This window comes from Marinomonas sp. G8-14 (genome assembly GCF_055808935.1).
In genome coordinates this window covers 3,416,303-3,439,012 of record NZ_CM147891.1, presented here as the reverse complement: position 1 = coordinate 3,439,012, position 22,710 = coordinate 3,416,303, and the positions used below count along the sequence as shown (strand labels likewise).

At 43.6% G+C, this 22,710-nt stretch carries 25 protein-coding genes and 1 pseudogene; 19 read left to right on the top strand and 7 right to left on the bottom strand.

Annotation, left to right across the window (positions count from 1 at the left end):
• Window positions 1–38 precede the first annotated feature (38 nt).
• From AC0L6V_RS17505 to AC0L6V_RS17480, 6 genes are all read right to left on the bottom strand, one after another.
• Window positions 39–629 (bottom strand): response regulator transcription factor, encoded by a 591-nt coding sequence (locus AC0L6V_RS17505; RefSeq protein ID WP_265219648.1) that lies wholly within the window; start codon window positions 627–629, stop codon window positions 39–41.
• Window positions 616–1,692, bottom strand: coding sequence for a sensor histidine kinase (locus AC0L6V_RS17500; RefSeq protein ID WP_265219647.1), 1,077 nt, complete (start codon window positions 1,690–1,692; stop codon window positions 616–618). The genes AC0L6V_RS17505 and AC0L6V_RS17500 overlap by 14 nt, the downstream gene beginning before the upstream one ends.
• A 112-nt stretch (window positions 1,693–1,804) precedes the next feature.
• Entirely contained in the window at window positions 1,805–2,965 is a 1,161-nt protein-coding gene (locus tag AC0L6V_RS17495; RefSeq protein WP_265219646.1) for a glycerate kinase, read from the bottom strand.
• Window positions 2,966–3,022: 57 nt separating this feature from the next.
• The gene (acuI, locus tag AC0L6V_RS17490; RefSeq protein WP_265219645.1) at window positions 3,023–4,006 is read right to left on the bottom strand and encodes an acrylyl-CoA reductase (NADPH); all 984 of its coding nucleotides are present in this window, start codon (window positions 4,004–4,006) and stop codon (window positions 3,023–3,025) included.
• Between the two features lie 70 nt (window positions 4,007–4,076).
• Window positions 4,077–4,748 (bottom strand): acrylate utilization transcriptional regulator AcuR, encoded by a 672-nt coding sequence (gene acuR, locus AC0L6V_RS17485; protein ID WP_265219644.1) that lies wholly within the window; start codon window positions 4,746–4,748, stop codon window positions 4,077–4,079.
• 70 nt (window positions 4,749–4,818) lie between these two features.
• Window positions 4,819–5,697 carry an AraC family transcriptional regulator gene (locus AC0L6V_RS17480; RefSeq protein ID WP_321160348.1) on the bottom strand — a complete coding sequence of 293 codons (879 nt, stop codon included), beginning with the start codon at window positions 5,695–5,697 and terminating at the stop codon, window positions 4,819–4,821.
• A gap of 186 nt (window positions 5,698–5,883) precedes the next feature.
• Here AC0L6V_RS17480 and AC0L6V_RS17475 point away from each other — a divergent pair, with 186 nt between their 5' ends.
• The 14 genes and pseudogenes from AC0L6V_RS17475 (at window position 5,884) to AC0L6V_RS17410 (ending at window position 19,263) form a co-directional block, all read left to right on the top strand.
• Entirely contained in the window at window positions 5,884–6,942 is a 1,059-nt protein-coding gene (locus AC0L6V_RS17475; RefSeq protein ID WP_265219642.1) for an NAD(P)-dependent alcohol dehydrogenase, read from the top strand.
• Window positions 6,943–7,739: 797 nt separating this feature from the next.
• Window positions 7,740–9,629, top strand: coding sequence for a tRNA uridine-5-carboxymethylaminomethyl(34) synthesis enzyme MnmG (gene mnmG / locus AC0L6V_RS17470; protein WP_265219641.1), 1,890 nt, complete (start codon window positions 7,740–7,742; stop codon window positions 9,627–9,629).
• A gap of 51 nt (window positions 9,630–9,680) precedes the next feature.
• Window positions 9,681–10,307 (top strand): 16S rRNA (guanine(527)-N(7))-methyltransferase RsmG, encoded by a 627-nt coding sequence (gene rsmG, locus AC0L6V_RS17465; protein ID WP_265219640.1) that lies wholly within the window; start codon window positions 9,681–9,683, stop codon window positions 10,305–10,307.
• 3 nt (window positions 10,308–10,310) lie between these two features.
• Window positions 10,311–11,078, top strand: a complete 768-nt coding sequence (locus AC0L6V_RS17460) for a ParA family protein (protein ID WP_265219639.1) — start codon at window positions 10,311–10,313, stop codon at window positions 11,076–11,078.
• A gap of 45 nt (window positions 11,079–11,123) precedes the next feature.
• Complete coding sequence (locus AC0L6V_RS17455) at window positions 11,124–12,008, top strand: ParB/RepB/Spo0J family partition protein (RefSeq protein ID WP_265219638.1); 885 nt, start codon at window positions 11,124–11,126, stop codon at window positions 12,006–12,008.
• A 164-nt stretch (window positions 12,009–12,172) separates the two neighbouring features.
• Window positions 12,173–12,577 (top strand): ATP synthase subunit I, encoded by a 405-nt coding sequence (locus tag AC0L6V_RS17450; RefSeq protein ID WP_265219637.1) that lies wholly within the window; start codon window positions 12,173–12,175, stop codon window positions 12,575–12,577.
• Between the two features lie 51 nt (window positions 12,578–12,628).
• Window positions 12,629–13,451 (top strand): annotated as a pseudogene (gene atpB / locus AC0L6V_RS17445) (F0F1 ATP synthase subunit A).
• Window positions 13,452–13,516: 65 nt separating this feature from the next.
• On the top strand, window positions 13,517–13,774 hold the full coding sequence (gene atpE / locus AC0L6V_RS17440; protein WP_265219636.1) for a F0F1 ATP synthase subunit C: 258 nt from the start codon (window positions 13,517–13,519) through the stop codon (window positions 13,772–13,774).
• Between the two features lie 55 nt (window positions 13,775–13,829).
• The gene (locus tag AC0L6V_RS17435) at window positions 13,830–14,300 is read left to right on the top strand and encodes a F0F1 ATP synthase subunit B (protein WP_265219635.1); all 471 of its coding nucleotides are present in this window, start codon (window positions 13,830–13,832) and stop codon (window positions 14,298–14,300) included.
• Window positions 14,301–14,311: 11 nt separating this feature from the next.
• A complete protein-coding gene (locus AC0L6V_RS17430) occupies window positions 14,312–14,848 on the top strand; it encodes a F0F1 ATP synthase subunit delta (protein ID WP_265219634.1) in 537 nt (178 codons plus the stop codon).
• 38 nt (window positions 14,849–14,886) lie between these two features.
• Complete coding sequence (gene atpA, locus AC0L6V_RS17425) at window positions 14,887–16,431, top strand: F0F1 ATP synthase subunit alpha (protein WP_265219633.1); 1,545 nt, start codon at window positions 14,887–14,889, stop codon at window positions 16,429–16,431.
• Between the two features lie 82 nt (window positions 16,432–16,513).
• Window positions 16,514–17,374 carry a F0F1 ATP synthase subunit gamma gene (gene atpG / locus AC0L6V_RS17420; RefSeq protein WP_265219632.1) on the top strand — a complete coding sequence of 287 codons (861 nt, stop codon included), beginning with the start codon at window positions 16,514–16,516 and terminating at the stop codon, window positions 17,372–17,374.
• Window positions 17,375–17,403: 29 nt separating this feature from the next.
• Window positions 17,404–18,780 (top strand): F0F1 ATP synthase subunit beta, encoded by a 1,377-nt coding sequence (atpD, locus tag AC0L6V_RS17415; protein ID WP_265219631.1) that lies wholly within the window; start codon window positions 17,404–17,406, stop codon window positions 18,778–18,780.
• Window positions 18,781–18,843: 63 nt separating this feature from the next.
• Window positions 18,844–19,263: a F0F1 ATP synthase subunit epsilon gene (locus AC0L6V_RS17410; RefSeq protein ID WP_265219630.1), complete on the top strand. Its 420-nt coding sequence runs from the start codon at window positions 18,844–18,846 to the stop codon at window positions 19,261–19,263.
• 98 nt (window positions 19,264–19,361) lie between these two features.
• Here the strand turns inward: AC0L6V_RS17410 and AC0L6V_RS17405 are convergent, their stop codons facing one another.
• Window positions 19,362–20,102 carry a TrmB family transcriptional regulator gene (locus tag AC0L6V_RS17405; RefSeq protein ID WP_265219629.1) on the bottom strand — a complete coding sequence of 247 codons (741 nt, stop codon included), beginning with the start codon at window positions 20,100–20,102 and terminating at the stop codon, window positions 19,362–19,364.
• 104 nt (window positions 20,103–20,206) lie between these two features.
• On the opposite strand from AC0L6V_RS17405, the gene tcdA reads away from it, so the two are divergent.
• The 5 genes from tcdA to AC0L6V_RS17380 all read left to right on the top strand — a co-directional run bounded on the left by tcdA (window position 20,207) and on the right by AC0L6V_RS17380 (window position 22,666).
• Window positions 20,207–20,986, top strand: a complete 780-nt coding sequence (tcdA, locus tag AC0L6V_RS17400) for a tRNA cyclic N6-threonylcarbamoyladenosine(37) synthase TcdA (RefSeq protein WP_265219628.1) — start codon at window positions 20,207–20,209, stop codon at window positions 20,984–20,986.
• Window positions 20,987–20,989: 3 nt separating this feature from the next.
• A complete protein-coding gene (gene yqfB, locus AC0L6V_RS17395; RefSeq protein ID WP_265219627.1) occupies window positions 20,990–21,307 on the top strand; it encodes a N(4)-acetylcytidine aminohydrolase in 318 nt (105 codons plus the stop codon).
• Window positions 21,304–21,711 carry a DUF393 domain-containing protein gene (locus AC0L6V_RS17390; protein ID WP_265219626.1) on the top strand — a complete coding sequence of 136 codons (408 nt, stop codon included), beginning with the start codon at window positions 21,304–21,306 and terminating at the stop codon, window positions 21,709–21,711. Before yqfB ends, AC0L6V_RS17390 begins: the two co-directional genes overlap by 4 nt.
• 129 nt (window positions 21,712–21,840) lie before the next feature.
• On the top strand, window positions 21,841–22,548 hold the full coding sequence (locus AC0L6V_RS17385; RefSeq protein WP_418138460.1) for an AraC family ligand binding domain-containing protein: 708 nt from the start codon (window positions 21,841–21,843) through the stop codon (window positions 22,546–22,548).
• Window positions 22,517–22,666, top strand: a complete 150-nt coding sequence (locus AC0L6V_RS17380) for a helix-turn-helix domain-containing protein (RefSeq protein ID WP_418138459.1) — start codon at window positions 22,517–22,519, stop codon at window positions 22,664–22,666. The genes AC0L6V_RS17385 and AC0L6V_RS17380 overlap by 32 nt, the downstream gene beginning before the upstream one ends.
• The last annotated feature ends 44 nt before the right edge of the window (window positions 22,667–22,710 follow it).

Below are 22,710 nucleotides of genomic sequence, written 5' to 3'. Positions count from 1 at the left end.
CATTGGCATTATCGTTGAATTTTTTCGCAGCTGACTGACTAAAATCCGCAAGTAATGCGAATCTTGGGTATGAGTCCCCCCCAAATGTTGGCCAATAAATCTTCTTGCATCACCAGTTTGTCTGGCGTTGTCATGAGCATGCGCAAAAAGGCAAATTCCTTCTTGGTTAACGCCAGGGGCACACCTTGAAACCACACTTGGTTGGTACTAATTTCTAGCTTAATATCTTTGGTTTCTAGAATGTCAGTAGGTAAGTGAGTATTAACTAAGTCCCGCAGTAACACTTTTACTCGGACAATCAATTCGCGAATGCCGAAGGGTTTGCTTAGGTAATCATTCGCACCCGCTTCAAGCAGACGAATCTTTTCATCTTCTTCATCGCGAGCGGTCAAAATGAGGATCGGCGTGTTGCTGGTGGCGCGTACAAGGTTGACCAAATCCATGCCGTCGCCATCTGGCAAGCCTAAATCCAATATCAATAAATGCGGTGAATCTTGTTGAATCACCTGTTTCGCCTCGGCGATGGATTGTGCACCAAGGTACGTAAACCCTTCTGCTACCAATGAGATTCGAATAAAGGTGTGGATTTGAGGCTCATCGTCGATCACCAGTATTTTATAAAGCATCATGAGACATTCCTCCTTTACCATGCGCTAATGTCTCATGGCACGCGGGCAAGCAAATACGAATCAGACAACCTTGCTCAACCGGAACGGATTGAATCGTACCTTGATGTGCGGCGATAATGCCTTTTGATACCGCCAAACCTAAGCCCGTCCCGCTGTCGTTTCGCTTGAAAGCGTCAACCGAATAAAACAGCTCAAAAATGCTATCAGACTGATCCGCTCGAATACCAATCCCTTGGTCTTGTACCTCAATACTAACCTGAGGAGGCTTATTATCTGTGTCTAACGACTTTACAGAAATGGTCACAGACTTGTCTGCTGGTGAGTATCTCAAAGCATTGTCGACAACATTAAAAATCGCTTGTTGAATAAGTGACGAACTCACTGAAACCAGTGGTAATTTATCCTCTGTGTGCAGATGTAAGCGGGATTGTTGCTGACTAAATCGCTCAACAACAAGGTGCATGATAGTCACCACTGACTGCGCGGATTGTTTTGGGAGCACCACACCGTGTTGCAATTTCGTAGCTTGCAGTAGGTTTTCTATGTACTGATGCAGTCGGTGGCTTTCACTGATGGCACTGTCGAACAGCTCAGCTTTTTCTTTCTCGGTGAGCTTATCCATGTATTCTTTTAATGTACTTAGGGTGCCAATAATGGTCGCTAACGGAGTGCGTAAGTCATGGGAAACGGACAATAAAATACTATTGCGCAATTGCTCTTGTTTTAAACGACTCTGTTGATCGCGGTACAGTTCGGCTAACTTACTGGTGACCGCTGCCACCAATAAAAACACCAGCACATTCACCATGTCGTTGCGATTAAACATCTCAAATGAATAACGGGGCGCCGTAAATAAGAAGTTAAAACATAAGGCTTCAAATAAAGCGATACCATACACCCAGCGGGGATGACATGATAACGCGACGACAACCACAGACAGCTGCAAAATCAATAAAATCGCAATATTCGATCCCAACCAAAGATCCAAACCATAGCTGATCAATAAAGCGCTACAGACCGCAAACATGGCGGCATAATGGGAAGAAATCGCTGGTCTTTTCATAGTCTCGCTTGTGATGGCCTTTTACCTAAGGAGAAGTACAAGCAAGACTGTAGCAAAGGGAGTTAAGATTGGCGCGTAAAAAAAGCGTAACTTTTTCACCTCATCACGGTATTTATTCGCTCAGCAGCCGTCCTAATTGAATGGCGGCTGCGATATTACGTGATGAGTTGATTACATTCGTTTCCGCCTGAAGTAAGACATTGTCTAAGCTATCGAGCGCCGGAATGATGGGAAAAATCGCCAACATGCCGTGGGCTAAAATAGCCTCAGCGTCTTTCCCTAAACTACCCGCTATACCAATGGTGGGAACCCTATTTGAGTTGGCTTGTTTCAGTACCCCCATTGGGGTTTTGCCAAACACGGTTTGACCATCTATTCGGCCTTCGCCAGTGATGACTAAATCGGCATTTTTCAGTTTGTCAGCCAGACCAACGGTTTCCATAACAATCTCAATGCCCGGTTTGAGGGTTGCATTAAGAAACACTTTTGCGCCCAAGCCCATGCCACCCGCCGCGCCAGCGCCAGGGTCGAGACGATGATCAGCAAACCCGCTTTGTACCAAGACATCCGCAAAATGCGCTAACGTCTTATCTAATAAAGTCACCATTTCAGGTGTCGCGCCTTTTTGTGGGCCAAAAATAGCGGAAGCGCCACGTTCACCACATAAAGGATTATCCACGTCACAAGCCACATCAAAATGACACTCTGCTAGAAGAGGGTGCACCAGACTCATATCAATATGGCTCAATTGCGCAAGCGCCATGCCGCCAAAGGGCAGTTCTTGACTATTATCGCCTTGAAATTGAATGCCCAATGCTTGTGCCAACCCCACACCTGCGTCATTGGTTGCACTGCCACCTAATCCCAAAACGATGTGTTTAATGCCTCGATCTAGAGCATCTTTGATCAATTCTCCGGTTCCGTAGCTGGTGGTGTAAAGTGGATCACGCTGATCTCGTGGCACCAAATGCAACCCCGAAGCGGACGCCATTTCAATCACCGCAGTGGTCGATGTTTGACCCTCTACCGAACCTAAAATACCGTATTGCACCATGACTCTATTGCCCAGCGGACCGGTCACTTCAAGGTCAACCAAATGACCTCGAGTCGCGTCAACCATGGATTGTACCGTCCCCTCGCCACCATCTGCCATCGGCACTTTTATATACTCCGCCTGAGGAAATACCTGACGAAAACCCACCTCAATCGCATTCGCTACTTCCAGCGCGGTTAAACTTTCTTTAAAGGAATCAGGGGCAATTACAATCTTCATAGTTAATCCTTGCTGCGGGTCAAACAGGTCTCGTTGATAGGACATAAAAGCCCATTATTAGGCTTTTATGTTGACAATCACTCGACCGCGTACCTTTCCATCAAGCAATTTATAGGCCGTTTCGACTACGTCTTGCAAAGCAATTTCTTCACAGATGTTGTCATAGTCTGTAGGTTGCAAAAGTTCGCTTAAGCGTTGCCACGCTTCAATGCGGTCTGCTAAAGGTCGCATGACGCTGTCGATACCGATTAACTTAACGCCTCGTAAAATAAATGGCGCAACGGAAGCAGGGAAGTCCATGCCTTGAGCTAAGCCACAAGCGGTTACCACACCGCCGTATTTTGTGCTTGCACAGGCGTTGGCGAGTGTGTGACTGCCGACACAATCGATGACCCCTGCCCAACGCTCTTTTTGTAAAGGTTTACCCGGCTCAGACAGTGTTTTTCTATCAACGATGTCGCTCGCGCCAAGACTTTTCAAATAATCGCTTTCTTCCATTCGTCCAGTGGAGGCAACCACGTGATAACCAAGACGATTTAATAGGCGAATGGCAAAACTACCAACACCACCGTTGGCGCCAGTCACTAAAATATCACCAGAATCTGGCGTAACACCTTGTTTTTCAAGCGCAAGTACGGATAACATTGCCGTATAACCCGCTGTACCTATTACCATAGATTGCTTAGCGTCTATACCTTTTGGAAGCGGGATAAGCCAGTCGCTTTTTAAACGAGCTTTTTCAGCCAATCCACCCCAATGTACTTCGCCCACACCAAAGCCATTCAGTACCACAAGATCACCCACCGAGAAGCGATTGGAATCACTTTGCAAAACCTTACCCACTAAGTCGATCCCTGGCACCATGGGGAAAGAACGCACCACAGGAGACTTACCAGTGATGGCTAAGCCGTCTTTATAATTTAAGGTGCTGTAATGCACTTCGATTAGCACATCGCCTTCCGGTAGCTGATCTTCTGATAAATCAACGATAGATACAGCGCTTTTTTTGTCTTCTTGCGTGATGAATAAACCTTTAAACATAAATTCTCCACTTTAGACCATTCGTCTAGTTAAATAGCTAAAAACCTAGGTTTTTCTGCCTGGTTTATTGCTAATGGGTTTTGCTTTGAATCGCTTGGATAAAAAACGTCATGAATAAGCTTAATGGCTGAGTGCTTTTTACTAGTCTTGCCCTATGAACAGCACCTTCCCAGCCCATCCAAAATGCTTGAGCGGTCTCTTCGATACTCGTTTGCAGAGTGATTTCACCGTGCTTTTGGCTTGCTAATAAGCAAACAGCAACACGATCTTGCCAGCTTTGGTAGGTCATTTGCAGCTGCTCACTGAATGCTTCAGGCAGCAGAGAAGACTCTTGCTCTAAGTTACCGACTAAACAACCTCGTTTAAACTCGTGGCGGACAATACCGTCTTGAGCATCTTGGACAAAGCGCTGCAAACGCTCTAGCGGAGAAAATGCCTCATCGAGCAAAAAACCGTCTAACTTAGCTTCGAAATAACGGCGATAGCGCTCTAAAACGGCCAAACCAAAGGCTTCTTTACTGGAGAAGTAATGATAAAAAGAGCCTTTTGGTACACCTATGGACTTTAGGATGGGGTCGATACCACTGCGGGTAAATCCAGACTCCGTCAGTATCAGCATACCGGCGCGTAATAAAGCCTCACGCGTATCCAAAGGGTCTACTGACGACTTTTTAGGTCGGCCACGACGAGGATTATTGGGCAAGTTGGCGGCGATATCTGGTTTATCAAGGACAGAAAGCAAGTGTTTATACCTAAGCAATAAAATACGATAGGTATAAATTTAGACCAATCGTCTATTTAATTCAAGCGCTTCATATTACGGCATCTTCTCTTAATTTGTCTTTTGTCGGCGGTGAACCAAAATAACGTTTATAGTCGCGACTAAACTGATGCACGCTTTTATAACCCACTTCTAAGGAAATCTGACTGACATTTAAATGACCTTGATTCAATAACATTTGCGCTTTCAAAAGGCGCAAACGCTTCAAGTACTGCAAAGGAGAAGATCCTGCGACATTTTTAAAGTGATGATGAAAACTGGAAACACTCATGTTGGCATCTTCAGCGAGTTGTTCAACACGTACCTCTTGATCCAACTGCTGATGTAATTGCTTGAGAGAGTTCACTATTAATGAAAAGCGCCCTTGATTTACCACTAAGGCCCGTAATGCAGCACCTTGTGGGCTTTGCAAGGCTTCAAAAATGACCTCTCTCACTCGACTTTGCCCCATGACTTTGGCGGTGTGAGGATCATGCAACGCTTTAATAAGACGAAACACGGATTCAAGCATGTCATCACTCATTGGGACAGATGACATGGGAAAATGAGTAACAGATGGCTTTAAAGCGTCTTCAGAAGAAACAGTCACCAACTCAGATAATACAACAGGGTCGATATCAATAGAGACACCCAAAAGCGGTTCTTGTTGACTGGCAAAGGTTTCGCATTCAAAAGGCAGAGGCAGGGTTTGAACCAAGTAGTGACCGGAATTGTAGTGGATTTCACGGTCGCCTAAATAGCCTATTTTTTGACCTTGAACAATGATAGTAAGTCCTGGCCGATAAATAAGAGGCATTCGAGGTAAAGATTTTGCGCACTTCATTAAACGAACATTGGCAATCAAGGTATCGCTGAAACCATCTTCGCTCACTAGAGATTTGATCAAATCTACTAAATTTCTATCGCTCACCTTTAATCCATCCATCTATTAAAATCAATGGGATTATTATGCATACAAGATTGTGTAGCAAAAGTTAAGTTTCATTTATTTGGAGAAATTGGCAAAACAATAACAAGAATGCACAACACCAAACAAAAAAGTTTGCTCTACACTAGTCGCAACATGTTTCATGTTCACAGACTGGAGTAAGCATTTATGAGTAAAGCAAAATCTTACGCGGCTCTATCCGCAACGACCCCATTAGCCCCTTTTTCTTTTGAGCGCCGCGCTCTTCGTGCAGACGATGTCAACATCGATATTCTGTATTGCGGTGTTTGTCATTCTGATATTCACGTAGCAGAAAGTGATTGGGGTCCTAGTAATTACCCAATCGTTCCTGGTCATGAAATTGTCGGTAAAGTCACCGAAGTTGGCAGTAAGGTCTCTAAATACAAAGTGGGTGACATTGTTGGTGTAGGCTGTATGGTCGATTCTTGCCAGCATTGTTCTCATTGCGCCGCAGATCTAGAGCAATATTGCGATAATGGCTTTGTTGGCACTTACGGTTTTAACGACCTAATTGATGGTACGTTAACCTATGGCGGTTATTCAGATCACATCGTAGTTCGCGAGAAGTTTGTCTTATCGATTCCCGAAACATTGGCGTTGAGTAAAGCAGCCCCCTTATTATGTGCAGGTATCACCACTTATTCTCCATTGCGTCATCATGGTGTGAAAGCAGGCGATAAAGTCGGCGTGTTAGGTATGGGCGGTCTAGGCCACATGGGCGTAAAATTCGCGAAAGCCTTTGGTGCAGAAGTGACTATTTTCACGCGCTCTCAAAGCAAAATAGCGGAAGCGAAAAAGCAAGGTGCTGATCATGTAATCGTTTCAACGGATGAGGCACAAATGCAAGCGGCCGCCATGACGTTTGATTACTTGCTCGATACGATTCCGGTTCAACATGATTTGAACCCTTATTTGAATTGCTTAAAAGTCGATGGAACCCATATTTTAGTCGGACTGATCGAACCGATGGAACCCGCGGTTCATGCCGCTAACTTGGTCATGAAACGTCGTATTCTTACAGGTTCACTGATAGGGGGTATTGCAGAGACACAAGAAATGTTGGATTTCTGTGCACAACATAGCATTGAGTGTGATGCTGAGATGATCGACATTCAAGACATTAACCATGCTTATCAGCGCATGAAGAAAGGTGATGTGAAATACCGTTTTATCATTGATATGAAAAGTCTAAAAAACGACGAGTAAATAAAACCGTAAACCGCCTGTAATCGACACAGCGCCAGTGATGCAACCTACTGCATCACTGGCGCTTTTTTTTGCCTGTGCAAAAGCTATTTGTTAGGGAAATAGGAGGGTAAAAAGATATACAAAAACAGATTTTTATCCATATTGAGACGCTGAGGATAAAGTTACTCACAAAAAACAGACTTTTTTAGGCTTAATTTTTTATACACAAGCGAAAATTTATCCCTGTCAAGACATTGACAGAGAAATTATACACATTCTTTATTGTCTTGAAATGTGGAGTTTTCAATTTTTTTTATTTTTTTACCTGTGGACTGTTTTTTAGTAAAAACCCCCTTGTAACCGTGTTTTTTAAAAAAATATTCATTAAAAACATATAGATAGGTTTTCAAAAAGTGTATTTTTTTGCTGTTGATAAGTCTGGTGATAGGTGGATAAGAAGTTTTGCACAGTTTTTAACAACGACGAACAAAAAAAGACCCCCTGTATAAGTATCTAGTTTATACACAGGATAAGGTTATCCACATCACAGGAAAGGAAGCCCTGTCTTAACAAGATGTTATCTATGTAAGTTATTAACATATATAGCTTAAATGTATTTATGCACAGATTTTAGCTTCTTACATAAACATAACAAACATAAAAAGACATATATACTTAATTAACTTATTAATATTGATGACCGGGGGTTGTGTTCGGATGTCTCTTTCTTTTTAAAAAATTGCCGATATACTAGGCCACCTTATCGAATCTGTTCGTTTTTTATTCATTTCTTATTAAGTAATACCGAGGTTCCCGTGGATTTCCCAAGTTGTTTCGATGTAATTGTGGTTGGTGGCGGACATGCTGGCACAGAAGCCGCTTTAGCTGCTGCCCGGATGGGTGTAAAAACACTTTTACTGTCCCACAACATTGAAACGTTAGGACAAATGTCTTGTAACCCTGCTATAGGTGGTATTGGAAAATCCCATTTAGTTAAGGAAATTGATGCATTAGATGGTGCAATGGCGTTAGCAACAGATAAAGCAGGTATTCAGTTCCGTACTTTAAATTCACGTAAGGGACCTGCTGTTCGTGCGACTCGTGCACAGGCTGACCGTATATTATATAAAGCCGCTATTCGCCATAAATTAGAAAATCAGCCAAATTTGTGGCTTTTTCAACAGTCTGTAGAAGATCTTATTGTTGAAAATGGTGCTGCTCGTGGCGTCATAACACAAACAGGAATTCGCTTTAATAGTAAAACGGTGGTATTGACCGCAGGCACTTTTCTAGGTGGTGTTATCCACATTGGTTTACAAAATCACTCTGGTGGTCGTGCTGGTGATCCGCCGTCTATTGGCCTAGCACAAAAACTACGCGCCTTGCCATTTCGGGTTGATCGCTTAAAAACAGGTACTCCTCCTAGAATCGACGCACGATCCGTTGATTTTTCACTGATGCAAGCGCAGCCTGGTGATGATATTGATCCAGTAATGTCTTACATGGGGAACCGCGCAATGCACCCTCGCCAAATTGAGTGTTTTATCACTCATACTAACGAGCGTACACATGACATTATCCGTGCAGGAATGGATAGATCTCCTATGTATACTGGTGTGATCGAAGGCGTTGGTCCACGTTATTGTCCTTCTATTGAAGACAAAATCGTGCGCTTTGCTGATAAGAATTCACATCAGATTTTCATTGAACCAGAAGGCTTAACGACACACGAATTGTATCCAAATGGTATTTCGACTTCTTTACCATTTGATGTGCAGATTGAGCTAGTGCGTTCGATGAAAGGCATGGAAAATGCCCATATCATTCGTCCTGGTTATGCCATTGAATACGATTACTTCAATCCGCAAGATTTGAAATATTCCTTGGAAACCAAACATATGCCTGGTTTGTTCTTTGCAGGACAAATCAATGGTACAACTGGTTACGAAGAAGCGGGCGCACAAGGTCTACTGGCAGGTTTGAACGCAGCGTTGTTAGCACAAGATAAAGAGGCTTGGACACCACGTCGCGATGAAGCGTATCTAGGTGTTTTGGTTGATGATCTGATCAGTATGGGGACAAAAGAACCCTACCGTATGTTTACTAGCCGTGCGGAATATCGCTTGATTTTACGCGAAGATAACGCTGACATGCGTTTGACAGAAAAAGGTCGTGAACTTGGTTTAGTGTCTGATGAACGTTGGGCTGCTTTTTGCAAAAAACGCGAAGCCATTGAATTAGAAACACAGCGTCTTAAATCTAGCTGGATTGTGCCGAATACACCTGAAGCGGAGAGCATTAATCCTAAATTAGAAACGCCAATTACCCATGAATACAGCTTGCTGGACTTACTTAAACGTCCAAATATCGTGTATTCCGATGTGGCAAATCTAAAAAATGCTCTTGATGAGCCTGTCGACGAGCAAGTTTCTGAACAGGTACAGATAGCCGTTAAGTACGCGGGTTACATTAGTCGTCAAGCTGAAGATATTGAGCGTTTACGTCGTCAAGAAAATACCGCATTACCTGAGGATTTGGATTATTCGAAGATGGAAGGCTTATCGAATGAGATTAAGCAAAAGCTAACACAGCTTCGTCCTGCGACGCTTGCAGCCGCTTCTCGAATTCAAGGTGTAACGCCCGCGGCAGTATCCTTACTATTAATTCACTTGAAAAAACGTGCCATTGCACGAAAAAGTGCCTAGAATCATCAGCCGATAATCCCTAATTGCTATCTTTATAGAAATGGATCGACTGTGACACACTTTGACACCATTCAAAAAGGCGCCCAACAAATGGGCGCTGTTCTATCTGATGAAACAATTCAGACGCTTGTAAAATACCTAGCCATGTTAGAAAAGTGGAACAAGGCTTATAACTTGACTGCTATCCGTGATGTCGAACAGATGATCTCTTTGCATCTGCTCGACAGCTTAACCACGTTACCCTTTATAACCGGAACCAATATTATCGATGTTGGCACGGGACCTGGCTTACCTGGTATGGTGCTTGCAATTTGTTACCCTGAAAAACAATTTACCTTATTAGACAGCAACGGTAAGAAAACGCGCTTTTTAACGCAGGTGAAAATGGAGCTAGGGGTTCATAATGTCACCGTGGCAAATGAACGAGTTGAAAAACATCCGCATCAGGGTGAATACGATCACGTGATTTCTCGAGCGTTTGCCTCGTTACAGGATATGATTAAGTGGACGTTACCTCTTCCTAAGGACACTGGTAACTTTTTAGCCATGAAAGGGGTTTACCCTAGTGAAGAAATCGCGGCACTACCAAAAGAGGTTGATCTAGTCTCCGTTGAACCTCTTAACGTGCCACATGTTCAGGCGGAGCGTCACATGGTAGTGATGACGCGTAAAGGATAAAACATGGCAAGAATCATCGCAGTTACCAATCAAAAAGGTGGTGTCGGCAAAACCACGACTTGTGTTAATTTGGCGGCATCTCTTGCGGCGATGAAACGTCGAGTGCTTTTAATAGACTTAGATCCGCAAGGGAACGCAACAACCGGTAGTGGTTTTACTAAAGAAGAACTGGATACTAGTGTTTACGATGTATTGATTGGTTCTCATGGCGTAAAAGAAGTCATGAAAAAAAGTATGCCAGGTGAATATTGGGTATTACCCGCTAACGCGGATTTGACTGGGGCTGAGGTTGTTCTACTCGATTTGCCTAGCAAAGAAACACGTTTGCGTGCTGGCTTATACGAAGTCGACAACGACTTTGATTATATCTTGCTGGATTGTCCTCCTGCCTTAAATATGCTGACGGTAAATGCTTTGGCCGCTTCCCAAGGGGTATTGATTCCGGTGCAATGTGAGTATTATGCCCTAGAAGGATTGACCGCTTTATTGCAGACCATTAATCGAATCACCCAAGCATTAAACCCTTCACTAGAGGTCGAAGGAATTCTTCGAACCATGTATGATCCTCGTCCTAGTCTGACACATGATGTGTCTAGCCAACTTCATAAGCATTTTGGAGATAAGGTTTACGATACGGTCATTCCTAGAAATATTCGTTTAGCGGAATCTCCGAGTTATGGTTTGCCTGTTTTACATTATGAAAAACAATCTCGTGGTGCCATTGCTTACCTAGCTTTAGCGGGTGAGTTTATTCGAAAATCGGTAGCGTAATTACGATTTTATAAGTGTGCTTTAATAGCAATTAGGGTTAATGAAATGACGATGAAAAAAAGAGGTCTAGGTCGTGGCTTAGATGCATTATTAGCACCACAAACGACGGCAATTAAAGAGTCTGACAGTGATGTAAATAATGAACAAATAAAAGGCCTAACATATCTACCTATCGATTGGCTTTCGAAAGGTAAATTTCAACCTCGTCGTGACATGAACCCTACACACTTAGAAGACTTAGCGGCGTCTATTCGAAATCAAGGCATAATGCAGCCTATTGTTGTGCGACCAAGTGGCCACAATCAATATGAAATTATTGCCGGTGAGCGTCGTTGGCGTGCCGCTAAATTAGCAGATTTAACACAAGTTCCCGTCATCGTTCGTCATGTTGAAGACGCCGATGCGGTGGTACTGGCGTTGATTGAAAATATTCAACGAGAAGATTTAAATCCTGTAGAAGAAGCGTTGGCTCTACAGCGTTTGGTTGAGGATTTTCACCTTACTCAACAAGAAGTTGCAGATACCGTTGGTAAATCTCGTTCAACTGTAGCGAATCTATTACGTTTGTTAGGGTTGACGCCTGAAGTTCGTCGTTTGTTAGAACATGGTGATATTGAAATGGGCCATGCGCGAGCTTTATTACCTTTAGAGCATGACAAACAAATTCAAGCGGCGTCACAAGTTGTCACTAAATCCTTGTCTGTCCGTGAGACAGAAAGATTGGTGAAAAACTTCCAAGTTATTGAAAAAAATGAAGATAGCAAACCTATCCTGCCAGATTTAAGTGCAGAAGCAGAACGCATTAGTCAAAAAATTAATGCAGCGGTAAAAATACAGCCTTCAGCCAAAGGAAAAGGCAAGTTGGTCATTGAGTACCGTAACCCTGAACACCTAGAACTCTTGATCAGCGAACTGCTTAAAGGGAAATGAAGCAATTCGTGACAAATGCTTTTTTCTATCTAGACAAGATGATTAGAAAGTGATCTTGATAATCAGTTTAAGTTGAACACGGCAGCTATTACCCATATAATGCCTCGAATTTTGTAAATCATCACATTGATTGCACTTTTATAGTGCGCAAAGAGAGTTAGGCAATGGAGACAAAAAAGCCACTAAGCGCGAGTGCAATTATTAGCGCTAAAAAGAAGGCTGTATTTCGTTTCCTTTTATTGCAATTATTACTGACTTTTTTAATTTCTTTGGGAATTTTTTACATTGCAGGCTGTCTGTATGGGTACTCATTTATTTTGGGAGCCTTAACCAGCATATTGCCTAGCGTATATATGGCTTGGCGAGTTTTTGGTTACAAAGGAACTCGTCCTGCAAAAGATGTCGTTAGATCATTCTATCGAGGAGAAGCCGGTAAAATAGCGATGACAGCAATATTACTGTCGTTGGTTTTTCTTCTGATAAAACCATTGGCTGCAGGAGCTTTCTTTGCAGGTTTTGGTTTGGCAATTTTGAGTCACTGGCTCAGTCCTATTGTACTAAAGCATTGATTAGTACGAAGGAAATAAGGTTTTAATCATTGAAAGAGCGTGGATATAAATATGGCAAGTGAAAATCCAACAGCTTCTGAATATATACAGCATCACCTTCAGAATTTGACCTTTGGTCAACATCCTGATGGCAGTTGGGGCATTGCTCACGGTGCTAAAGAAGCGGCAGATATGGGGTTCTGGGCGATTCATCTTGATACGATGGGCTTTTCCATCGCATTAGGTATTCTGTTTTTATGGTTATTCCGTAGAGCAGCGAAAAAGGTGTCTGCAGACACGCCGTCTGGATTACAAAACTTTGTTGAGTTGATGGTTGAGTTCGTTGACGGTAGTGTTAAAGAAACCTTCCATGGCAAAAGTAAAGTTATTGCTCCATTAGCACTCACTATTTTTGTCTGGGTATTCTTAATGAATACGATGGACTTAGTACCAGTTGATTTCTTACCAACTATCGCCGGACTACTGGGTATTCCATACTTTAAAGTGGTTCCAACAACAGACTTAAATGCTACTTTAGGCATGTCTTTATCTGTGTTTATTTTGATTGTGTATTACAGCATCAAAGTAAAAGGTATTGGTGGCTTTGTTGGTGAATTAACGTTACAGCCTTTTGGTAAATGGATGATCCCTTTCAACTTATTGCTTGAAGGTGTTGGTCTGCTTGCGAAACCTGTGTCATTGGCATTACGACTATTTGGTAACTTGTATGCTGGTGAATTGATCTTTATTTTGATTGCTATTTTGCCTTGGGGTCTACAATGGGCTTCTGTCTGTGCCATGGGCAATATTCCATATTTTGGTCATCGTGCTTCAAGCTTTCATCTTTATGATGTTGACTATCGTCTACTTGAGTATGGCGCACGAAGATCACTAAGTGTGTGTTCTTTAAAGTAATATTATTTAAACCTTATCTAAAACTGTGAAAATGTAGGAGTTAAAATGGAAACTGTAGTTGGTCTTACTGCGATTGCTGTAGCCCTTCTAATCGGTCTAGGTGCCCTAGGTACTGCGATTGGTTTTGGTATTTTGGGTGGAAAATTCTTGGAAGGCGCTGCGCGTCAACCAGAAATGGTTCCAATGCTGCAAGTTAAAATGTTCATCGTAGCGGGTCTTCTTGACGCCGTAACTATGATCGGTGTAGGTATCGCATTGTTCTTCACTTTTGCGAATCCTTTTGTTGCTCAGGTCGCTGGTTAATTTTCTGTAATGTTACAGAAACGATTTTTAAACGACTTAGAGCGAGGGTATTAGCGTGAATTTGAATCTCACACTTATAGGCCAAGCTATCTCGTTTGCGATTTTTGTCTGGTTCTGCATGAAGTACGTGTGGCCACCAGTGATTGCTGCGCTCGAAGAGCGTAGCAAAAAAATAGCGGACGGTTTAGAAGCAGCGAACCGCGCTTCACGTGATCTAGAGTTGGCACAAGAACAAGCCGCTCAAATATTACGTGAAAGCAAAGACAACGCGGCCGAGATTATTGAACAAGCCAACAAACGTGCGAACCAAATGATCGACGAGGCGAAAGAGCAGGTAATTGCTGATGGCAAACGTCTGCGCGAAGCAGCTCAAGCAGAAATAGAGCAAGATGTTATGCGTGCTAAAGAAGCATTGCGTGCACAAGTCTCTGTTTTGGCTTTTGCTGGTGCCGAGAAAATTTTGGGCGCCACCATTGACGAAAAAGCACATAGCGAGATCGTTGAACAGCTCGCCAAAGAGCTTTAAGCGAGGGTCTAATGGCTGAATTAAAAACAGTCGCGCGACCGTACGCTAAAGCGGTTTTTGAAGTAGCTAGAGAGCAGGGTTATATTGCTGAGTGGGCCGATATGTTAAACATATTGGCTGCTGTTACAGTAGAACCCAAGCTTAAAAAAGCACTTGGAAATCCCGCTTTTAGTGCGGAAGAGAAGGCAAACGCTCTAGCGGACGTTTGTGCAGAAGTAGCTACAGAGCAAGGCAAAGCATTTTTGTTAGCACTTGCAGTGAATAAGCGTTTATCGCTTCTTCCTATGATTTCTGAGCTATTTTTACAGTTCAAACTGAATTTCGAAAAAGCTGTAAATGTTGAATTTACATCAGCTTTCGAGTTAACAGCTGAACAAACACAAACATTAGCCGCTTCATTGGCGAAAAAGTTAGATCGTAAGGTCAACTTAACCAGTGAAACAGACGCGAGCCTAATTGGTGGCGTGGTTATCCGTACCGGTGACTTAATCATCGACGGTTCAGTACGCGGAAAATTAGCGAAACTGGCCGAGGCGATAAACTCCTAGCGTTTCGTTAAATCGAAACCAGGGTTGAGGAATTTAGCATGCAGCAACTGAATCCATCTGAGATCAGCGAGATTATCAAGAAGCGCATCGAGAACCTCGATGTAACTTCTGATGCCCAGAATGAGGGCACAATTGTCAGTGTGGCAGACGGTATCGTTCTGATTCACGGTCTGGCAGATGTTATGTACGGGGAGATGATTGAATTCCCTGGTGGTGTTTACGGTATTGCTTTGAACCTAGAGCGTGATTCTGTAGGTGCGGTAGTACTAGGTAAATACCAAGATCTTGTAGAAGGTCAAAAAGTAAAATGTACAGGTCGTATATTGGAAGTTCCAATTGGTCCTGAATTGCTTGGTCGTGTTGTTGACGCATTGGGTAACCCAATTGACGGCAAAGGCGCAATCGATGCAAAACTTACTGATAAAGTTGAAAAAGTGGCGCCGGGCGTAATCGCTCGTCAGTCAGTTGATCAGCCAATTCAAACTGGTTACAAGGCAATTGATGCCATGGTACCAGTAGGCCGTGGTCAGCGTGAGTTGATCATCGGTGACCGTCAGGTTGGTAAAACAGCTTTAGCAATCGACACTATCATTGCTCAGAAAAACTCTGGCATTAAATGTGTGTACGTTGCGATCGGTCAGAAACAATCTACCATTGCTAACGTCGTGCGTAAGCTAGAAGAAGCGGGCGCTATGGCTTACACCACTGTGGTTGCTGCAGGTGCGTCTGATCCTGCTGCTATGCTGTACCTAGCACCATACACTGGCTGTACTATGGGTGAATACTTCCGTGACCGCGGTGAAGACGCATTGATCATATACGATGATTTGACCAAGCAAGCTTGGGCATACCGTCAGATCTCTTTGCTACTTCGTCGTCCACCAGGTCGTGAAGCGTACCCTGGTGATGTTTTCTACCTTCACTCTCGTCTTCTTGAGCGCGCGTCTCGTGTAAACGTTGACTACGTAGAGAACTTTACCAATGGTGAAGTGAAAGGTAAAACAGGTTCTTTGACAGCATTGCCAATCATCGAGACACAAGGTGGTGACGTATCGGCTTTCGTACCGACAAACGTTATCTCTATTACCGATGGTCAGATCTTCTTAGAAACGAGCTTGTTTAATGCGGGTATCCGTCCAGCGATGAACGCCGGTATTTCGGTTTCTCGTGTTGGTGGTGCAGCACAAACTAAGATCGTTAAAAAGCTTGGCGGTGGTATTCGTCTTGCCTTGGCTCAGTATCGTGAATTGGCGGCATTCGCGCAGTTTGCATCTGACCTAGACGAAGCAACTCGTAAGCAGCTAGAGCATGGTAAACAGGTTACTGAACTGATGAAACAAAAGCAGTTCTCTCCTATGCCTGTAGCTGATATGGGTGTGGTTCTTTACGCTGCTAATGATGGCTTCCTTGAAGATGTTGAAACAAGCAAAATTGGTAGTTTTGAAACGGCTTTGTTGAGCTATATGAACAGTGAACACACTGATCTTATGGCTGACATTAACAAAACTGGCAATTTTAACGGCGAGATTGAAGCGACATTTAAAGCGGCAATCGAGAAGTTTAAAGCGACGCAAACTTGGTAATGATTTTGGTGGCAAGCTAGTTTAGCCTGTCACCATTTTCTTGCAGTTTGTGAAATAACATTCTCACAAGGGCAGTTCTATTATGGCAGTCGGAAAAGAGATACGCACTCAGATTTCGAGCATAAACAATACGCGTAAAATTACTCGTGCTATGGAAAAAGTAGCCGCAAGTAAAACGCGTAAAGCTCAGGATCGTATGGCCGCTTCTCGTCCGTATGCGGAACGAATTCGCCAAGTAGTTGGTCATTTGGCCAACGCGAATCCTGAGTATAAACACCGTTACCTTACCGAGCGTGAGGCGAAGCGTGTTGGTTATATCGTAATCTCTTCTGACCGTGGTTTATGTGGTGGTTTGAACGTTAACGTGTTCAAAGCCGCTATTAAGAACATGAAACAGTTTGCTGATTCTGGTGTTGAAATCGACATCTGTGCAATTGGCTCTAAAGCCGTTTCATTCTTTCGTAACTACGGCGGAAATGTAACAGCAGCCTTCACCGGTTTAGGTGATGCACCTAAAGCTGACGACTTAGTCGGAAGTGTTAAGGTGATGCTAGACGCATTTGATGAAGGTCGCATTGATCGTCTTTATGTGGTTTCAAATGAGTTCGTGAATACCATGACTCAGAAGCCGACGGTTGAGCAACTTTTGCCATTAAAGGCGGAAGAGAATACAGAGTTAAAGCACCACTGGGATTATATCTACGAGCCAGATGCCGTTGAAATTCTTGACGAATTATTGGTTCGCTATATTGAATCTCAAGTATATCAGTCTGTGGTTGAGAACATTGCATGTGAGCAAGCAGCGCGTATGCTGGCAATGAAAAATGCAACCGACAACGCAGGCGATATCATTGATGAATTACGGTTGGTGTACAACAAGGCTCGTCAAGCGGCGATTACTCAGGAAATTTCTGAGATAGTCAGCGGCGCGGCAGCGGTTTAAGGTATTTAGGTATTTAAGAGGATCCGAACATGAGTAGCGGACAAATCGTACAGATTATCGGTGCGGTTATCGACGTGGAATTCCCACGTGATAGCGTGCCAAAAGTTTATGATGCCCTGACTATCGAGGGTAAAGAGTTGGTGTTGGAAGTACAACAGCAACTAGGTGACGGTATTGTTCGTACCATCGCCATGGGTTCCACTGACGGAATGAGACGTGGTTTGGTGGTTGAAAACACTAACAAACCTGTTTCTGTCCCTGTTGGTACGAAGACACTAGGACGTATTATGGACGTTCTAGGTAACCCAATTGATGAAAAAGGCCCTATCGGCGAAGAAGAGCGTTGGTCAATTCACCGTGCTGCTCCTTCTTATGCTGAGCAGTCTTCTAGTAACGAATTGCTAGAAACTGGCATCAAGGTTATCGACCTTGTTTGTCCTTTCGCGAAAGGTGGTAAAGTTGGTCTGTTTGGTGGTGCCGGTGTAGGTAAAACCGTAAACATGATGGAGCTTATCCGTAACATCGCGATCGAGCACAGCGGTTACTCTGTATTCGCTGGTGTTGGTGAGCGTACTCGTGAAGGTAACGACTTCTACCATGAGATGACTGACTCGAACGTAATCGACAAGGTATCTCTTGTATACGGTCAAATGAACGAGCCACCAGGTAACCGTCTACGTGTTGCTTTGACTGGTTTGACTATGGCTGAGAAGTTCCGTGACGAAGGTCGTGACGTACTTTTCTTCGTAGATAACATCTACCGTTACACACTTGCGGGTACGGAAGTATCTGCATTGCTAGGTCGTATGCCATCTGCGGTAGGTTACCAGCCTACACTTGCTGAAGAGATGGGTGTTCTTCAAGAACGTATCACCTCTACTAAGACGGGTTCTATCACGTCTGTTCAAGCGGTATACGTACCTGCGGATGACTTGACAGATCCATCTCCAGCAACAACGTTCTCTCACTTGGACGCAACCGTTGTATTGTCTCGTGACATCGCCTCTTTGGGTATCTACCCAGCGATCGATCCACTTGATTCTACTTCACGTCAGCTTGACCCATTGGTTATCGGTCAAGAGCATTACGACGTAGCACGTGGCGTTCAAATGGTATTGCAACGTTATAAAGAATTGAAAGACATCATCGCAATTTTGGGTATGGACGAGTTATCTGAAGAAGATAAACAAACGGTTAACCGTTCTCGTAAAATCCAGCGTTTCTTGTCTCAGCCTTTCTTCGTAGCAGAAGTATTCACTGGCTCTCCAGGTAAGTATGTTTCTTTGAAAGACACGATTCGTGGCTTTAAAGGCATTTTGGATGGTGAGTTCGATGATCTTCCTGAGCAAGCGTTCTATATGATTGGTAGTATCGACGAAGCGGTCGAGAAAGCTAAGAAACTTTAACCATCACACGCAGCAAAAGCGTCATTAGACGCTTTTGCTAAGTATGACTAAGAGAGGCAACTTATGGCTATCACAGTACACTGCGATATCGTAAGCGCTGAACAAGAGATTTTTTCCGGTACGGTGCAATCTCTTGTGGCTGCAGGCAGCTATGGTGATTTGGGTATTATGCCTGGTCATGCGCCATTGTTGACGACGCTGCAACCAGGTCCTGTTCGTGTGGTTAAAGAAAATGGTGATGAAGAGTTTATCTTCGTATCGGGTGGCTTCTTAGAAGTTCAGCCACACCGTGTTACCGTTTTGGCTAATACAGCCACTCGTGCAAAAGATCTGGACGAAGAAGCGGCACTAAAAGCGCAAGAACATGCGAAAGAGCTTTTGGCTAACCAAAAACCTGATGTCGATTACACTCGTGCGACAGCGGAATTAGTGGAAGCTATGGCTCGTTTGCGTACTATTCAACAGTTTCGCAGTCATCAATAGGCGGGATTGTTTTGAACAGTCAAAAAAGCAGCCTGATGGCTGCTTTTTTATTGTCTGCTATTTATTTGGGGATGTTCTTGAAGGGTAAAGCTGCTTCTTTAAAGCATCTTCCATAGTGTATCGAAGATAATTTGTTGTGCTTTGGCAATGTCTTTTGATTCCAATACCACGGCAGAAGGGAAGTTGTTACTCGCCAAAGAAATAATCGCGCATTTGGGCGGATAGATAGCGATATAGCTGGCATCCACCGAGCCTTCTGTTTTGATCCATTTACGTTCTGATAATTGCGCTTCTTCACCCCCTTCACCCAGAGCGATTACTTTTACATTAATGCCCAGTTTTACCCGTTGTTTGGTGTAGTTGGGGAAAGGGCGGTACAAAAAGGGACGGATCGGTTTAGACGAAAACACGCAATATTCTTTGTGGTCTTGTTGTGATACGACGTTTAAAATATCGCGTAATACCCATTCTATACCATCGTCTCCCTCATAATACCGCACATGGGTTTGATGATAGTCTGGTTGCTGTTGATGTAAGTTTGGGATGATTGTGCTCTTGAGGTTCTCTATGGTTTTATTGAGTCGGTTGCGTTTTTCTTCCGCTAGATTCAATAGAATGTCTGGATTTTCAGCAGTAAAAAAACGGCGCTTCCCTTTCGGGAAATAGCTGACAATACCTTTTGTTTGTAATTGCTTGAGAGACTCGTAGGCCGTACCGCGATTGATGCCACTGTGTTCGGCAATGTCTCGTATGGAAGACGGACCGAGTTTTAACAAGGTTTGATAAAGTTGTGTTTCTTTTGGTGTTAAACCAAGCATTTCAAAAGCTTGCTGAATCATAGGGCTCTAGTACCTGATTATAATTTGTAGCGTTTTTAATGATTTAAAAGAATACACGTATTGATAGAAAAAGCGCAGGGCGATTTTTCTGCGAGGAGAAAAAAGTGACAAATGATCAACGATTTGGTGGCATTCGCCGCTTATATGGTGATGCAGCGTATGAGTTTTTTACTCAAGCTCACGTGTGTGTCATTGGTATTGGTGGCGTTGGCTCTTGGGCGGCTGAAGCCTTAGCCCGTTCTGGTATTGGTCGCATTACCTTGATCGATATGGATGATGTTTGTATTACCAATACCAACCGTCAAATTCATGCGCTAGACGGTAACATTGGCGAATCGAAAGTCGATGTCATGGCCGAGCGTATCAAGTTGATTAACCCCGATTGCCTAGTAACCCGCATTGAAGACTTTATTACCCCTGAGAACATCTCTGAGCTGCTCTCTACGCCCTTTGATTACATTATCGACTGCATAGACAGTATCAAGCCTAAAGCGGCTTTGATGGCATGGAGTAAGAGCAACAAGCGCAAAGTGATTACTGTCGGTGGCGCGGGTGGTCAAATAGACCCGACGAAAATCTTAATCGGTGATCTTTCAAAAACGGAAAAAGACCCGCTCGCGGCAAAACTACGCAACTTTTTAAGACGCCATTACAACTTCACTCGCAATCCCAAACGCCGCTTCGACATCGAATGTGTGTATTCCACCGAGCAATTGCGCTACCCGCAAGGTGACGGCACCGTATCTCACCAGCGTTTAAAAGGCGATACAGAAACCAAAATGAACTGCGATACTGGCTTTGGTGCGAGCACCGCCGTAACCGCTTCCTTCGCGTTTGTGGCGGTGTCGAGAGTGTTGGAAAAACTGGCGCAGAAGGCGAATTAAGACATGATACCTACGACCATGACGTTCTTTGAACGCTTCGAAGCCGATATTCTATCGGGCAAAAAGACCATTACTTTACGTGATGAAGTGGAAAAGCATTATGTGCCGGATTCTGTTGTCACCGTATCTACCTTTGAAGACGGTCGTAAATTTTGTCGATTAAAAATAGTGTCTGTCGAGCCGGTCTTGTTTGATGCATTGACGGATTACCATGCCGCACAAGAAAACATGACCTTGGATGAATTAAGGGCCGTGATTCAAGACATTTACCCAGGGATTCAGCAGCTGTATTTGATCTCTTATCAGCGGGTTGATGCATGACAGACAAACAGATTCTGCTCATCTATGACAAGGAATGTCCCGCCTGCCATTTTTATTGTCAAATAGTTCGTATACGGCAAAGCGTCGGAGAGTTAGTACTCATTGATGCTCGCGACAATCCAGAGGTTATGGTAGAAGTGAATGCGAAAGGCTTAGACATAGATCAAGGCATGGTGTTGAAAATGGATGGACAGCTCTACTATGGTGCAGACGCTATCCAGCTTTTAGCTTTGCTGAGTAGCCGATCTGGCGTGTTTAACCGCTTGAATTATTGGCTGTTTCGTTCCAAAAAAATCGCCGCTATTTTGTATCCTATATTAAGGTCTTGCCGTAATCTGTTATTGAAAGTATTAGGCAAAACTAAGATTAATAACTTAAAGCAAGAAGATAACGATAGGTTCTAACGAGCATGTCGTTATATTTCAATAGAAGGTTATTAAAGGTTATCTTGAAATAAATCAGCAATTTTTTACAAGAATTTTTTACCCGAATGGTTAGCGTTAGACAGAGTTGACGTTTACTTGGAGGCCCGGATGCACGCAAACGAATATTGCCACGTTTCAACTAGCCAAATCTTGGGCGGTGTGGAAATGATTGAAGCACAGTTTACCGATACCGTATTTGGTAAACATGCTCACGATGGCTTTGTTATCTCGGTGGTCGATGCGGGAGTGATGCATTTTAGCCATCGTGGCGCGAGCCATAATGCCTTGCCGGGACAGTTATCGATTGTTGCTCCTGATGAATTGCACACCGGATCTAAGGGAAGAGGGGAAGGTTGGCGTTATCGTGCTTTGTATCCATCCAAGGAGCGTATGATGGCTTTAAACCAGTCTTTGTTTGGGGTTGAGTATGTCCCCCATTTTCGACAAAGTGTGATCAGCGACGCGCGCTTAAGCCAGCAGATGCGGATGCTACTTAAGAAGCTCTCTCATGGCGCGGAAGCCTTGGATATTGAGGTGCATTGGGAAATGCTGTTGGTGAACTTACTATTACAGGAAAGCCAACGAACGTCGACACGCCATTTTAATAAAGCACAATCTAATATTGAGTCAGTACGTGATTTACTGTCAGACTGCTATCAGCAGAAACTTTCCCTTGAAGTCATTGCGCAACAGGCTGGTATCAACAAGTTTCACCTCATTAAAGAATTTAAGCGTTGTTATCAGTTAACCCCTCATCAATATCAAATCCAACAACGCTTGAATCATGCTCGAGCCTCAACTAAAGCGCGGTTTTAGTTCTGTTGATATTGCGCTCAATTGTGGTTTTCATGATCAAAGCCATTTCACCAAAGCGTTTTTTAGCGCGATGGGGATCACGCCAACGGCCTATCAAAAGCAATTTTTTACAAGATAAAAGCTAACTGGCTGATTAAAGTGATGGCCTCAATCGTGAGGAGC